Origin of the sequence: Mucilaginibacter mallensis (assembly GCF_900105165.1) — a bacterium.
Classification (GTDB): Bacteria; Bacteroidota; Bacteroidia; order Sphingobacteriales; family Sphingobacteriaceae; genus Mucilaginibacter; species Mucilaginibacter mallensis.
This window is the reverse complement of sequence record NZ_LT629740.1, coordinates 3,143,239-3,157,025: the sequence shown is the minus strand read 5'-3', so window position 1 is coordinate 3,157,025 and position 13,787 is coordinate 3,143,239. Positions and strand designations below refer to the sequence as shown.

Sequence of the window (13,787 nt, the reverse complement as noted above, 5' to 3'; positions counted from 1 at the left end):
CTAAAGCATATTGATAATATCTTTTTCGCGTTCCTTAGGCAAAACGGTAAGCGATTCAACCTTACCATTTTTAACGGTGGCTTCAACAGTGGTGTTGTAAGGGGCGTGCAGTTTAAAATGTACGTTCCATGTTTTGGGCCATGCCGGGAACAGATAGATCTTTTTATCATCAACCTGCATCAGCATTTCCTGTAAACCTATCATGCCTGAACCGCCCCAATTATGGTCTGGTGTCCAGTCAAAACCCGGTCCCCAAAAAGCAGGAAAACGACGACCGGAGTTCTTAAGCTTAAACACGGTAAGATCAGCGGCTTCTTTAATCAATCCCATCCGCGCAGCAAAAATATTATCCTGTTTCCAGCCAATGCCGCTCCTGAATTCTATAGCCAGTGTATCATATTTCCAGGTGTTAATGGCTACATCCAGATCAGGCTTACCTACACCGTAAATTCCCCATGGGAAAACCGGGTAAAGCTGCATACTCTCTATATTATTTATCCGCTCCCAGCTTTTGGCCGGAGCGATGGTTTTGTGCCCTTCTATCTGTGTAAAGTTAATAGGTGGGATGCGTTTAAGCATGATTTCCCAATTTTTTCGTTCCGCATCGGTTAAATATTGCGGCGGTAATTTCAGCAGGGTAGTAAGTACAGTTTGCAGCGCGGCTATAGTTGAGGTAGAGTTATAAGCCATTTTATAGGTCTCGCCCGATGAACCGGGAAACAGCACCAAATGGCCATTTGCATCAAAAATGTTTATATCACGTTTTTTTGCAAGATACTGGTAATGCTCATTAAAAAAGGTAAGGCAACTTTCAATAAACGGAATGTATGGTTTAATATCTTTGCCCGTGTAGTGTTCTGTTTCGAGCATCATCTGGCAAAATTCCAATGCAGTATCCCACGTATATTCAAGCCAGGCATTATATTCTACACCCTTATCAAAATTTGTAGGGCGTTTTAATCCGTATTCGCCCATGTTTGGCAAGCCGAAGTTTTCAATTTGTTCGGTAAAGCAAGCACCATTATGCCCCCAGTAAACTTTGCTACGCAGTTCGGCATTGTGTAATGATCGTAAGTAGAAATCAAACTGCGGTTTCATCATGTCGAGATCGCCGCTTTTAAGCATGGGCCAGTAAACTAAACGCTGGTTTTGCGCGGTCATTAAGCCGCCGCCCCAGTTCCTGAAATCGGGTGTGAATTTATAAGTGGTATCAACATTTACGGGGTCATAAGTAAATAAGCCGCCGTTAAATTTTGTTGGATAAGTACCATACGCATTACACCCCAGCATATACCTGAACAATTGGTAATTGCGCCCGGCCTGCCATTCTGGACTTTGTGGGTTAGTATTATCCGGATTGATGAATATATAACTGCGTTCCCAATATTGTTTCCACCAATTTTGTGTGTTTTGTAAAGCTGTTTTTCTGTTTGAGGCAGCGTCACGAACAACACTATCCAGTTTTTGCGCCCATAATTGAGATGAGTTTACATAGCTTGTGTTTAAATATACCTCGATATTTTGTGTTGTTTTTGCCTTGGTGCTTTGCAGCCGCCAGCCCTCAAAATCGGTATTTTGATATTTGCCTTCGTTTGTTCCGGCAGCTTGCATACCATCGGCTTTCAACATACCGCCGAAGACCAGATGAGCAAGCGGGTTAAACATTCCGGATTTTACCGCATCCATGCCTTGCTCATGTACAGTAGCATCAAAAACTGTTGAATCCTGGTTTTGATGATAGAATTGTACCATGTTATTTTTAAAGGTGATATTATCCTTAAGTGTTTTTACAACCCCATCTTTCGACCATTTACGCGAATCCTGGTTGTTTTCGAGGCCATTTGCGTTGCGGTCGCGGTAACGCCAGCTTTCATAATCAGCTTCGGTTTTTATGGGCTCACTGCTGTTGATCTCTACATGCACAACCGGGCGATAAACATCAACCCAAAGCTTTACCTGTGTGCTTAAATTGCCGTTTTTACCATCAATGATGACCGAGCCATCCTGTAAATGCAGTTGTTGCGAAAAGTCAGTGCCGCCAAATGGGTTAGGGAATAATTTGATCGTTACACGACCAAGTTTCAAAAAAGTGTTATTCTCATCAAATGTGCCGCTTTTTGAAACATAGAAGTATAGCTCACCATTTTCCACCCAAACATTCAGGCCGATATCCCCACCACCGCAGGGCATGGATTCGCCGGAATTCTTACTTTGGCTTGTCCATGTTAAATTATAAGCGCTCAATTCCTCTGTTTGTGCATCAGACTTAAAAAAAGACAGACTGGCGAGGATGCACAAGAGCAAAAATCTAAGCTTCATTTATTTTTCAGGGATTTGTTCAATCAGCCACTTTACCAAATCGTTGGCTGCTTCAAAGTTTTGAAAATCATAAGGCAATTTACGCCCGTCGGTATATTCGTTATAAAACCATGGGTCGCCAACGGCAAAAACAGTGCCCTTGCCATATTTTGCTACCGCGATGATCACATCGTTTTTATCCGTTAATGCCGACGTAGCAGGAGGGCTCACCTTTAAAGTACTGATCTCTTTTATGTAGATCTTTTTTGCAGTCTTAAATATTTGATTTCCTTCGGGAATATAAATAGCGGCTTGTTCAAACTTATTGCCCTCTACATGATTACGGCTATCCTCGTTAAACTGTATGCCGAATTTTAGCATCAGGTTGTTCAAATGTTTAAATTCGGCGTTGCCGGTATCATTATTCAAAACCACCAATACACCGCCTGCATGTACCCACTCACTTATAGCTTTAATATGCGGTTCCTCAATATATTTTGTATTCGGATTTTCCTTCGGGATATCCGGGTCAACGATGATATAAATATTTGATTTACTTAAATTTTGAACGGTAGGAGCATCATAAAGTATCTTCGTTTTTACCCCGTAATTATTAAAAATATGGCCGAATGTAGAGAAACCATTGTTGGTCATCTCATCCCATTTGTAATGATAAGAAACAATTTTACCAGTTATATCCTCCCTGTGCTCATCATTGAAATAGCTGTCGACCGTTACCACTTTTCCATTACCTGCTGATAAATTAGCCAAACGCTCGATCTCCACGCTGGCCTGTATAAATACGCCAATGCCTTTAGGGTCGTTTTGTACAACCTTTTCGCTCAGGTAATATTTGTAGCTGCCATCACGGTAAGGTTTACCACCCAGGCCACCTACACTAACGGTGCCATTTAAATTAACCTGTCCGTTAGCATCGGTAGTAATAAATTTGTCAAGAATGCCCTGATAGCCCTTTTTAGCTATAGCTAAATAACTGGGGGGCAGATAACCTTCCCTCGCACCTTTGGCTAATGCATATACAAACATACATGAGGCTGATGCTTCAGGATAGTTCCCGATTTCAGTAGCCTTATCCATTACTTCATACCATAAACCTGTTTTTGGATCCTGGTATTTTTGTATGGCGATGGCGAGGCGGTTTAAAATAGCTAACAATTTAGCACGGTTTGGATTGCTGGCCGGGAATTTATCCAGTACATCAACCAAAGCCATAGCATACCAGCCATCGGCACGGCCCCAAATGTTTTGCGATAAGCCTGTTTTGGGATCGGCCCATTTCTCGGCACGACTTTGATCCCAGGCATGGTATAATAATCCCGTTTTTGGGTCACGGGCATGCTGCTCTATCACGATAAACTGTTTGGCGATATCATTATAGTCGGTATCTTCATGAAAAGCATAGGCATATTCAGCATAAAAAGGTTCGGCCATGTACAGGCCATCCAGCCACATTTGGTTGGTATATTTATTTTTATGCCAGAAACCACCCTCCGCATTACGCGGCTGATCTTTTAACTGATCGCGCAGCAATAGGGCAGCCTTATAGTACTTGGGTTTTTCGGTTACATTGGACAGGAGCATAACTGAACGCCCGCACATAATATTATCCAGACTAAAATCATCCTTTTTATAACCTTTTATAGTGCCATCATCCACTATCAATCCATCCATATAATTTTGGATGTATTTGAAATACTTTTTATCGCCGGTTTGCATCCAAACACCTTCTATGCCTTTAAGGACTACACCTTGCTCGTAGGTCCAACGGCCTGCCGTATCGGGCCACAATTTCATGGCAGTAGCAGCCATACGCTGTGACCATGGCTGTTGTGCATTGACGATAGTAAAACATGCAAAAAACAATATAATCAGGCAGATGATTTTTTTCATAGGTAGATGATGGACTGAATAAATATTTAACGTTTTATAACGAAACCCCTCTTTTCCATGGTATAAAATCATTTTGTCCATGCCTTACTGCGCTTACTTCTATTTCGCCGCTGGCAACTTTAACAATGTAATCGAGGATGCGCTCGCCGGCCTGCTCAATGGTTTCATCACCTTCAACAATAGTGCCGGTGTTGATATCCATGATGTCGCTCATGCGGCTAAACAGTTTTGTATTTGTAGCGATCTTAATAACTGGGGTTATCGGATTGCCGGTTGGCGTACCTAACCCTGTGGTAAATAATACCACATTAGCGCCTGATCCAACCTCAGCTGTGGTTGATTCCACATCATTGCCGGGTGTACAAAGCAGGTTAAGGCCGGGTTTGGTTACTTTTTCAGGATAATCCAATACATCGGTTACAGGCGAGGTGCCGCCTTTTTTTGCAGCACCTGCTGATTTTATGGCATCAGTGATCAAACCGTCTTTTATATTACCCGGTGATGGGTTCATATAAAAGCCGGAACCCACTTCCTCAGCACGCGCGCTATAAGCCCGTACCAGCGATGAAAATCGTTCGGCTTTGCTTTTATCTATACAACGGTCGATTAAATTCTGCTCCACACCGCATAACTCAGGAAACTCAGACAGGATAACTGAACCACCAAGTGACACCAGCAGATCGGAAGTATAACCAATAGCCGGGTTGGCCGAGATACCCGAAAAGCCATCAGAACCACCGCATTCCAAACCTATCACCAACTTGTTTAAAGGCGCGGGTTTGCGGGTAACTTCGTTAGCTTGTATTAATCCGGCAAGGGTTTGGCGGATGGCCAGTTCCATCAAATCAGTCTCTAGACCTACTTTTTGCTGATCCAGAATATAAAGAGGCTTGTTAAAGTCAGGTGCGCGTTTGGCAATTTCTTCCTGCAAGGTTTTAACCTCAGCATTCTGACAACCTAAACTTAAAACTGTTGCACCTGCCACATTGGAGTGGGTGATATAGCCAGCCAGTAAACCACATAAAGCGGTTGAATCCTGACGGGTGCCGCCACAGCCGCCTGTATGGGTTAAAAATTTAATGCCATCAACATTAGGGAATAGTTTATCCTGCCCGGCTTGCGCGGTATCGCTGCCAATTTCGGTATATAATACTTCTTCTATACCGCTGCCGGTACGTATTTTATTGATCAGTTGCTGCGCCTTTATCTCGTATGTCTTTTTGCGACCATAGCCTAAAGGTTTTATTAAAGCTTCCTGCAATACTTCGATATTGCGATTCTCACAAAAAACCATAGGGATCACCAGCCAATAATTGGCAGTGCCCACATCACCATTAGAGCGGTGGAAGCCATTAAAAGTGGCATTTTCCCATTTAGTGGTATCAGGGCCTTCCCAATCTAAATGATTGGTGCCGGTAACAAAACCGCTGGCAGCATGTTTAATATTAGTGATCGTTAACAAACCGCCAGCGGGGATATGGCTTTGTGTGCGGCCTACCAAAACACCATACATAATAATATCAGTTCCTTCAGGCAGATCATTTATTGCAAATTTGTGCTTGGCTGGTATAAATTCAAGGGGTTTATAAGTATCGCCCTGGTAAGTAACTTCTTCGCCGGTCTGCAGATCAGTGAGGGCAACCATTACATTATCTTTTGGATGTACCTTTGTGATTTTTTGTTTCATAGCTCTATATTTTTATACGGCAGTTAATTCTGTTATTCCGCCTGCCATAATTTTATCCAGATTATTTGTTACGGCCCGTTTAAAGCCGGGTAATACAGTAAGGTCTGTATCCCAAAGCTTCTGATTACTCAGTATCTGTTCTACTACTAAATTGGTATCGCTTGTTTGCCAAACTTTACAAAAATAAGGCGCCTGGCTATCATTAACTATATATTCACTGTCATTTATTGTGCCAGCATAAGTGCCATCCTCTTTTTGGGTTACTTTCATAAACTTGATGAAAGCTGCAAAGCCAAGTGCCATGTTGGGCGGTACAGCATGGTTTATTTTATAGTAGTTTAATAATAAGGGTAATACACGCATTTTAAGTTTGGCGGTATATTGCATAGAAATACTTAACCACTCATGCCTGATGTGCGGGTTGCGGAACCTGTCGAGCACCTTACCTGCAAAATCAGCTGCCGCATGCGGACTGATCTTGTAAGGTATGGATTGGATGATCTCCCCAAAAGCAAGCTGAGTAATAAAGTTTAAAAAGCCTTCATCATCCATCGCTTCCTTAACGGTATCAAAGCCCGAAAGGAATGCAAGCGCGCAGCTCAATGTGTGCGAACCATTCAATAAACGCAGTTTCAATTCCCTGAATAGTTCGATATCCGGCGTTATAACCACACCTTTATCGGTTCTGCTGAATGATAGAACCGCTGCCACGTCCTGATCGCCTTCAATGGCCCATAAACTATAGGTTTCTGACATTATATTTAATTTATCAGTATAACCACGTTCGGCTTCTAATTGTTGTTCCAACTCTTTTGATGGTCTGCCCGGAACAATCCTGTCCACAAGTGAATTGCAAAATTTATTATGATTTTCCAACCATTGCACAAATTCGGGCTCCATGTTATTTAAACGGGCAAGCTCAAATACAATAGCTTTTAATTTAGTGGCATTATCTACAATAAGTTCTGTTGGGATAATGATCAAGCCGCTATCGGATTGGTGATTATAGGCTTTATAACGCTCATATAAAACAGCCAGCAATTTCCCGGGGAATGATGCAGGAGGAGTGTTATATACATTGTCATCCTTATCAAATTGAATGCCGACTTCAGTTGTGTTGGAAATAATTACTTTTAAGTCGGGGCTTTTAGCCACTTCAAGTACAGCATCCCAATCACTCGCGGCAGATAATACCCTGCTGATGGCAGAGCAAATAATTTGCTCACTTACTTCTTTCGAGTCTTCAATTCCTTTGCCGTAGAAGGTGTACAAGTTGTCCTGATCGTCAAAATCAGTTGATGAACCTTTGTCGGTTGATTTAATAACCACAACACGACCATTGAAAACACCGTTACGGTTGGCTTTGTCAATAAAATAATCGGGCAGGCCCCTCAACAATACGCCGGTACCAAATTGCAGAACTTTTTCAGGCAGATTGAAAATGCTTTCGTCCGGTACTTGTAAACCCGGGACATCTATATTTTTAAAATTATCTTTTGATAGGATCATGATGCTTGATTATTAATTGATCGCTTCCACGTTCCAGCTATCTTTGCCGGAAAGTATATTCTTTATAGTATATGTTTTTATTTCTGCTGATGTTAACTGATGCGACCATGCTGCACGACCGGCTTTACTGGCACCCGGGCCTGTGCTTTCATATTCGGCAAAGTAGGCGGTTTTTTCATTGTCCGGGTTCCGCCAGTTATCCCAGCCGACAGGTATAATATGAGCACCCATTTCGGTACGGATATATACTGACCGGGCATAGGGCCGCCATGGTCGACCGAGATGTACTTTTTTAACAGATGAATCGGCTATGAGTTTACAATCAAAAAACACAAAGCCAAATTGCTGTCGCGGGGTAGTGGATGGCGCTGTGATATAGGAATCAGACAGGTTTTTGATCACGCAATGATCAAAGACTGCCATAGCTTCGCCAAAAATAAAATCCGTTGTCCCCTGAATAAAACAATCTTTATAATACTGACGGCTATTTTCTGTAGCCGCGTATAAAGTGTCCTGGTTGCCCAATAAATTGCAATTCTTTACAACGCACCTGTCGCCCTCAACGTGCAATGCTACAGCTTGCCCAACCCGTCCGGATGCGTTCTCAATAGTTAGATTTTCAACCACAAAATCATTCCCTTGCACTAATACAGTGTAAGAGGTATAGGTGGTGAACTTATCCTTGCCAAAAGCATCTTTACCACCTGGATTTGCTTTGCCTGAGTAATCGCTGTTAGTGATGATCGTGTGTTCTTTATCTTCGCCTATTAATGAGATTTTGGTTTTCCATGAGGGTATAACGAGTTTTTCGTGATAGGTCCCAGGTTTTATATTGATGATTACCTGTTGTTGCGAAAGATCGCGTACCGCGTTTACTGCTTCCTGTATAGTTTTAAAATCACCGCTGCCATCCTGCGCCACGGTAAAATGCGTAGGGTAGGTGGCAGTCTGCGCTATCAGCGTAGCTGATGAAAATAAGATTAAAGTAAACAGCAATAGCTTTTTCATTATTTAACTATTGTTAGTGAGTTATTATCTGCGCCGGTTTTAAAATCTGTCTTATTAACAGCTTTGGTAACATCAGTATTAGAGACTTTTATTTGTGCAGATTTTTTGCCGCTTACAGTAAACAGTGTTTGCGCATTTGAGTAAGTGATATTGTTAAAGCTGATATCATGGCTATTCTCAATATTAATAAGCGGCGATGTGTTTTTGCAGTCCAGTTGAACGTTTTTAAGGCTGATGCCCGTTCCTTCAATAATGTCAATCCCTTGATTTGTTTTTAATACCAAATTTTGCAGATTGATGTTTTTGATATTCATTTCAGGCAAACCGCGTACTTGCAAGCCTTTTTCAGCACCAATACATATCACGTTATCTACATGAAAATTTCTGAATTGTGGAGTTGCTTCGGTAACCGAGACAACTTTTTCATCACCAGCCGAATCTTCGCCGGGCGATTTACCCATGTAATACATGTCAAACAATATAGCATCGGTAACAATATTGCGCATGCTGATGTTTTTAATGTAGATGTTCTCCACAATACCGCCACGGCCGCGGGTAGTTTTAAAACGCAGACCAACATCGGTACCAATAAAAGTACAGTCGGATACAAATATATTACGTGCCCCGCCTGACATCTCGCTGCCGATAACAAAGCCGCCATGCGCACGATAAACAACATCATTTTTAACCACCATATTTTCCGTAGGTTTTCCCCTGCGACGACCCTCTTCATCCCGACCTGATTTTATGCAGATACCATCATCACCTGCTTCAAATGTACTGCCTTCGATCAATACATTTTTGCATGATTCCACATCAATGCCATCACCATTCTGCGCATTCCATGGGTTTTTAACGTGGATATTTTCCAATGTCAAATCCTCGCATATTAAAGTATGCAGGCACCACGCAGGGGAATTCTGAAAGGTAACACCTTGTAACAATACCTTTTTACAATTGGTAAGCACCAGCATATTAGGCCTGAAGAAGTCTTTCATCGAAGCATAATCTTCCAGTTTTTTACCGGGTTGTATAACGCCAGCATCGGGCGTTTTAAACCCGTCGACATAACTTTGGGATGGGTACCATGTTTTGCCGTTCTCGCTTAGTACGCCGCCTGATGTTGTCAGCGCTTTCCATTCGTTATCGGTAAGCCTGTCTTTACCAATAGCGCGCCAGGCTTCGCCGTGACCGTCAATGATGCCGTCGCCGGTAATAGCTATATTTTGTAAATCGGTGCCTGAAATAGGGGATTGGTTGCGTACCGCTGCATGGCCCTCATAGTTGCCTTCAACAAGCGGGTACTGGCTTTTATCGTCAGTAAACTGTAACAGAGCTGCACGGCTTACATACAGGTTTACATTTGATTTCATTACGACCGGCCCGGTAAGCCATAAACCCTGTGGTATTAGTACAACACCACCGCCTTTTGCGCTGCAATCGGCTATAGCTTTATTTATGCTTTGTGTGTTAAGCGTAACGCCATCTGCTTTAGCACCATAATTTACGATGTTTAAGGTATCCTTTTTAAAAACCGGAGTGCTCACTTTAGGCAAATGCTGCCACGAGAATTGCTCATTTTGAGCCGATGCTATTTGAGCGGCTGAAAACAACAAGGTGCTGATAAAAACGAATCTTTTTAAAATGAGCATTTCCGGTACAATTATTTGAGCAGGATACTATAATAGCTTGCCTCAAATGTTTTTGGTTTATAAATAAGTGTTTAATTCACTCTTATAGCAAATCTAAATACTCTGCACCAATAAAAAGCGAATATGAGTAACTAAAAACACTCCAACGTTATCGTAAATTACTGGTTACGAAAGGCTTTTTTGGAGTGTTTTTAATTGAGTATGAGATGTTGGCTCACTTAAAGGAGAAGTAGTTTTTGGCGTTATAATAGCAGATGTCCTGTACAATCTTACCAGTCCATTCCAAATCGGCAGGCAGTTCACCTTTCTCAATATCTTCGGCCAGCAGGTTACACAATAAACGCCTGAAATACTCGTGACGCGGATAGGATAAAAAACTGCGGGAATCGGTAAGCATACCTACCAGCTTACTTAATAGTCCCATGCTTGATAGGGAATTGATCTGCTTAGTCATGCCATCTTTCTGATCCAAAAACCACCATGCCGAGCCAAATTGTATTTTGCCCGCAACAGTACCATCATTATAATTACCGGCCATTGTTGCAAAAAGCTCGTTATCACTTGGGTTTAAATTATAAAGGATGGTTTTTGCTAATTGATTAGTGCTATCCAACCTGTTTAAGAAACGTGACAGCGCTTGCGCCTGCGTGAAATCACCTATGGAGTCATAGCCGGTATCCGGGCCGATTTCCCTGAAAGCACGCTCATTGTTGTTGCGCAATGCCCCCAAATGATATTGCTGCACCCAGTTTTTTTCATGGTCCCATATGGCAAATTCATATAGCATAGCTGATTTAAATTTCAACTTCTCAATTGCCTGTAATGGCACATTGTATCGGATTTTATTGAAGATAGCTGTTATTTCTGCCTCAGTATAATCTTCGGCATAGATCTGTTCCAAACCATGATCGGACACGGTACAGCCATTTTCAGCAAAGTAATCGTGGCGTTTTTTAAGGGCAGTCAGGTAATCCTGGTAATTGCCTATTGATGTATTGCTTACTGCTTCTACTTTATTGATGTACTCATTCAATGCTTTCGGATCATCAGCATTCATCGCCTTATCCGGGCGGAAAGCAGGGTAGACCTTAGTATTCCAGTTGACCTGTTTTATTTGCTGATGATATTCAAGGTTATCTATGGGATCATCAGTAGTGCAGATCACCTCCACATTCATTTTAGTAATGATGTTTTGTACAGTGTATGCCGGGGTTTGCAGTTTCGCGGTACAATCATCATATATAGCTTTGGCTGTTTTGGGCGATAATATATCATGCACATCAAAATAACGCTGCAACTCTAAATGTGTCCAGTGATATAAAGGATTGCGCAGGGTGTAAGGTACGGTAGCGGCCCAGTGTTCAAATTTTTCAAAATTAGTTTTAGTGCCGGTGATGTATTGCTCGTTAACACCATTGGCGCGCATGGCACGCCATTTATAATGATCGCCTTTAAGCCAGATTTCGGTAAGATTGGCAAAGCTTATATTGCCTGCAATCTGTGCAGGATCAAGGTGACAATGGTAATCTATAATAGGCAAGCCTGCAGCATAATCGTGGTATAAACGTTCCGCAGTTGCGCTTTGCAATAAAAAATTCTTATCTAAAAAAGGTTTCATAATATAGTATGGCAGTTTATCTGCAAACCAAATGTAGGACAGTTGTTAGCCTTAGGCAACATTTGGCGTATTATTATTTACTCAAACGTTGCAGTAGCTATTATATTCAATTTATTTAGAAATAAGCACTGGTTGTGATGAATCCCTGATAAACAATTCAGTAGGCAATACCACCTTTTGGAATTCGGTAATTGGGCGTTTAGTTTCAATAAGCCCGATCAGCATTTCGGTAGCTTTCTTGCCCATATCAAACCCTGGTTGGTATACAGCGCTTAGTGATGGATTTAAAACTTCGGCCAGATGGGTATTGGTAAAGCCCAATAAGGCAATATCCTGTGGTATTTTAACACCTAACCTGTGTAAAATCGTCAACGTTGTTGTTGTTATTCTTTCTGATGCCGTAAATATAGCTTCGGGACGATCAGTTGATTGAATGAGTTCAGCCAGCACATTCTCGATTTCGGCCAGGTCACGGCCCCCATGCAGGCAGTATTTTATATATTTTTCATCAATGGGGATATTGTTTTCTTCCAGGGCGAGTTTATAGCCTTTCAAACGTTCAGCAGTAATAGATACATGCGGTGAACTGGTAACATGCGCAATTTTACGAAAACCGACATCAATTAAATGTTTGGTAGCCTCATATGCTCCTTTACAGTTGTCGGCAATAACGCTATGTGTTTCAAGCTCATCCGTTACACGGTCGAAAAATACAATGGGCAGGCCCTTATCATGCAAATATTTAAGGTGATCAAGGTTCCTTGTTTCTGTTGACAGGGAGATCAACAGGCCATCAATTGCCCTTACTGTAAGGTGATTAACATTTGATAATTCCAGGTCATATGATTCATGTGTTTGGGTGATGATAACATTGTATCCTTTGCTATATGCGACCGATTCAATGCCATTTATCACCTGCGAGAAGAACTGGTTATCAATGGTCGAGATAACTATGCCCAGCGATTTACTATTGCCTCGCTTTAAGCTTTGGGCCATAGGGTTAGGTTGATAGTTATGTTTTTTGGCACATTCTAAAACCAGTTTTTTTGTTTTTTCACTGATCTCATGACTGTCTTTCAGCGCTTTTGAAACTGCTGAAGCTGATATACCCAATTCCTTCGCGATATCTTTAATGGTAACTGCCCCAAAGTTCATCTTATCCTATTTAAACAAATTAATTATGAATACCGGGCCATTGGTTATGCCCAAAAAGTAAACATAAGAAATTAAAGATAAATAAAGTTAATCTGTACTTAAAAGCAGGGTTACACGCCGCCAAAAATAGAAAATCCACCATCAACACAGATCATTGAACCGGTTACAAACTGCGATGCATCGCTCAGTAGCCATACCAGCGCGCCGATCAATTCATCCGGGTGACCGAAACGTTTAAATGGTGTTTGTTTGATAACGAGCTCGCCTCGGGGGGTATAGCCACCTTCTGGCTTGGTAAGCAGGTTACGGTTTTGTTCAGTAAGGAAAAAGCCGGGAGCAAGGGCATTCATCCGGATAGCATCGCCATAACGGTTGGCCAGTTCAACCGCAAACCATTGGTTATAGCAATCAACTGCTGCCTTACCAATATTGTAGCCCAATACTTTGGTTATGGCCCGTTTTGAGTTCATGGAAGAAATGTTCACAATGCTACCCCGGCCGGTTTGGGCAATAGCTTCACCAAAAACCTGTGTAGGGATGATGGTTCCCCAGGTGTTTACCTCCATGGTTCGCTTCATGCCGGCAATGTTCATTTTAAAAATGTCATCCTCATTTTGCAAAACACCCTCGGGCATGTTACCACCTGCGCCGTTTACTAATCCATCTAAACGACCAAAAGTATCCAGTAGTTTGGTTTTGGCGGTTTGTAGTTCTGCTTCATCCAAAACATCTGCTACCATAGCCACAGCTTTACCACCATTTTGATTGATTGCTGCTGCACGTTCTTCGGCTACGGCCGCGTTCCTGCCTAAAATACCTACTGCGCCGCCAGCCTCAACAATGCCGTTGATAAATGAGTTGCCTAATATGCCTGTGCCACCGGTAACAACAATTACTTTACCGGCTAATGAGAATTTATTTTCCAATGTTGTAGTTTTAATTTGGTGAT

Annotated in this window: 9 protein-coding genes; all 9 read right to left on the bottom strand. The window is 42.0% G+C overall.

Features of this window, described 5'->3' with window-relative positions:
• Positions 1–2,319: a DUF5703 domain-containing protein gene (locus BLU33_RS12935; protein WP_091373376.1), complete on the bottom strand. Its 2,319-nt coding sequence runs from the start codon at positions 2,317–2,319 to the stop codon at positions 1–3.
• Entirely contained in the window at positions 2,320–4,209 is a 1,890-nt protein-coding gene (locus tag BLU33_RS12930) for a glycoside hydrolase family 88/105 protein (RefSeq protein WP_091373373.1), read from the bottom strand. It lies immediately after the preceding gene.
• Positions 4,210–4,243: 34 nt separating this feature from the next.
• Positions 4,244–5,896, bottom strand: coding sequence for a UxaA family hydrolase (locus BLU33_RS12925; RefSeq protein ID WP_091373370.1), 1,653 nt, complete (start codon positions 5,894–5,896; stop codon positions 4,244–4,246).
• Positions 5,897–5,908: 12 nt separating this feature from the next.
• Positions 5,909–7,405, bottom strand: a complete 1,497-nt coding sequence (locus BLU33_RS12920; RefSeq protein WP_091373366.1) for a tagaturonate reductase — start codon at positions 7,403–7,405, stop codon at positions 5,909–5,911.
• A 12-nt stretch (positions 7,406–7,417) separates the two neighbouring features.
• Positions 7,418–8,413, bottom strand: a complete 996-nt coding sequence (locus BLU33_RS12915; RefSeq protein WP_091373363.1) for a pectinesterase family protein — start codon at positions 8,411–8,413, stop codon at positions 7,418–7,420.
• Complete coding sequence (locus tag BLU33_RS12910) at positions 8,413–10,065, bottom strand: glycoside hydrolase family 28 protein (RefSeq protein WP_091373360.1); 1,653 nt, start codon at positions 10,063–10,065, stop codon at positions 8,413–8,415. The genes BLU33_RS12915 and BLU33_RS12910 overlap by 1 nt, the downstream gene beginning before the upstream one ends.
• A gap of 214 nt (positions 10,066–10,279) precedes the next feature.
• Positions 10,280–11,683: a glucuronate isomerase gene (uxaC, locus tag BLU33_RS12905; RefSeq protein WP_091373357.1), complete on the bottom strand. Its 1,404-nt coding sequence runs from the start codon at positions 11,681–11,683 to the stop codon at positions 10,280–10,282.
• Between the two features lie 111 nt (positions 11,684–11,794).
• Positions 11,795–12,838, bottom strand: a complete 1,044-nt coding sequence (locus tag BLU33_RS12900; protein WP_091373355.1) for a LacI family DNA-binding transcriptional regulator — start codon at positions 12,836–12,838, stop codon at positions 11,795–11,797.
• A gap of 110 nt (positions 12,839–12,948) precedes the next feature.
• Positions 12,949–13,764, bottom strand: coding sequence for an SDR family oxidoreductase (locus BLU33_RS12895; protein ID WP_091373353.1), 816 nt, complete (start codon positions 13,762–13,764; stop codon positions 12,949–12,951).
• Positions 13,765–13,787 lie beyond the last annotated feature (23 nt).

Bases quoted from the DNA above. Each gene is read 5' to 3' on its own strand.
- BLU33_RS12915 (WP_091373363.1), bottom strand. From the start codon at position 8,413: ATGAAAAAGCTATTGCTGTTTACTTTAATCTTATTTTCATCAGCTACG.
- BLU33_RS12935 (WP_091373376.1), bottom strand. From the start codon at position 2,319: ATGAAGCTTAGATTTTTGCTCTTGTGCATCCTCGCCAGTCTGTCTTTT.
- BLU33_RS12910 (WP_091373360.1), bottom strand. From the start codon at position 10,065: ATGCTCATTTTAAAAAGATTCGTTTTTATCAGCACCTTGTTGTTTTCA.
- uxaC (WP_091373357.1), bottom strand. From the start codon at position 11,683: ATGAAACCTTTTTTAGATAAGAATTTTTTATTGCAAAGCGCAACTGCG.
- BLU33_RS12900 (WP_091373355.1), bottom strand. From the start codon at position 12,838: ATGAACTTTGGGGCAGTTACCATTAAAGATATCGCGAAGGAATTGGGT.
- BLU33_RS12920 (WP_091373366.1), bottom strand. From the start codon at position 7,405: ATGATCCTATCAAAAGATAATTTTAAAAATATAGATGTCCCGGGTTTA.
- BLU33_RS12925 (WP_091373370.1), bottom strand. From the start codon at position 5,896: ATGAAACAAAAAATCACAAAGGTACATCCAAAAGATAATGTAATGGTT.
- BLU33_RS12930 (WP_091373373.1), bottom strand. From the start codon at position 4,209: ATGAAAAAAATCATCTGCCTGATTATATTGTTTTTTGCATGTTTTACT.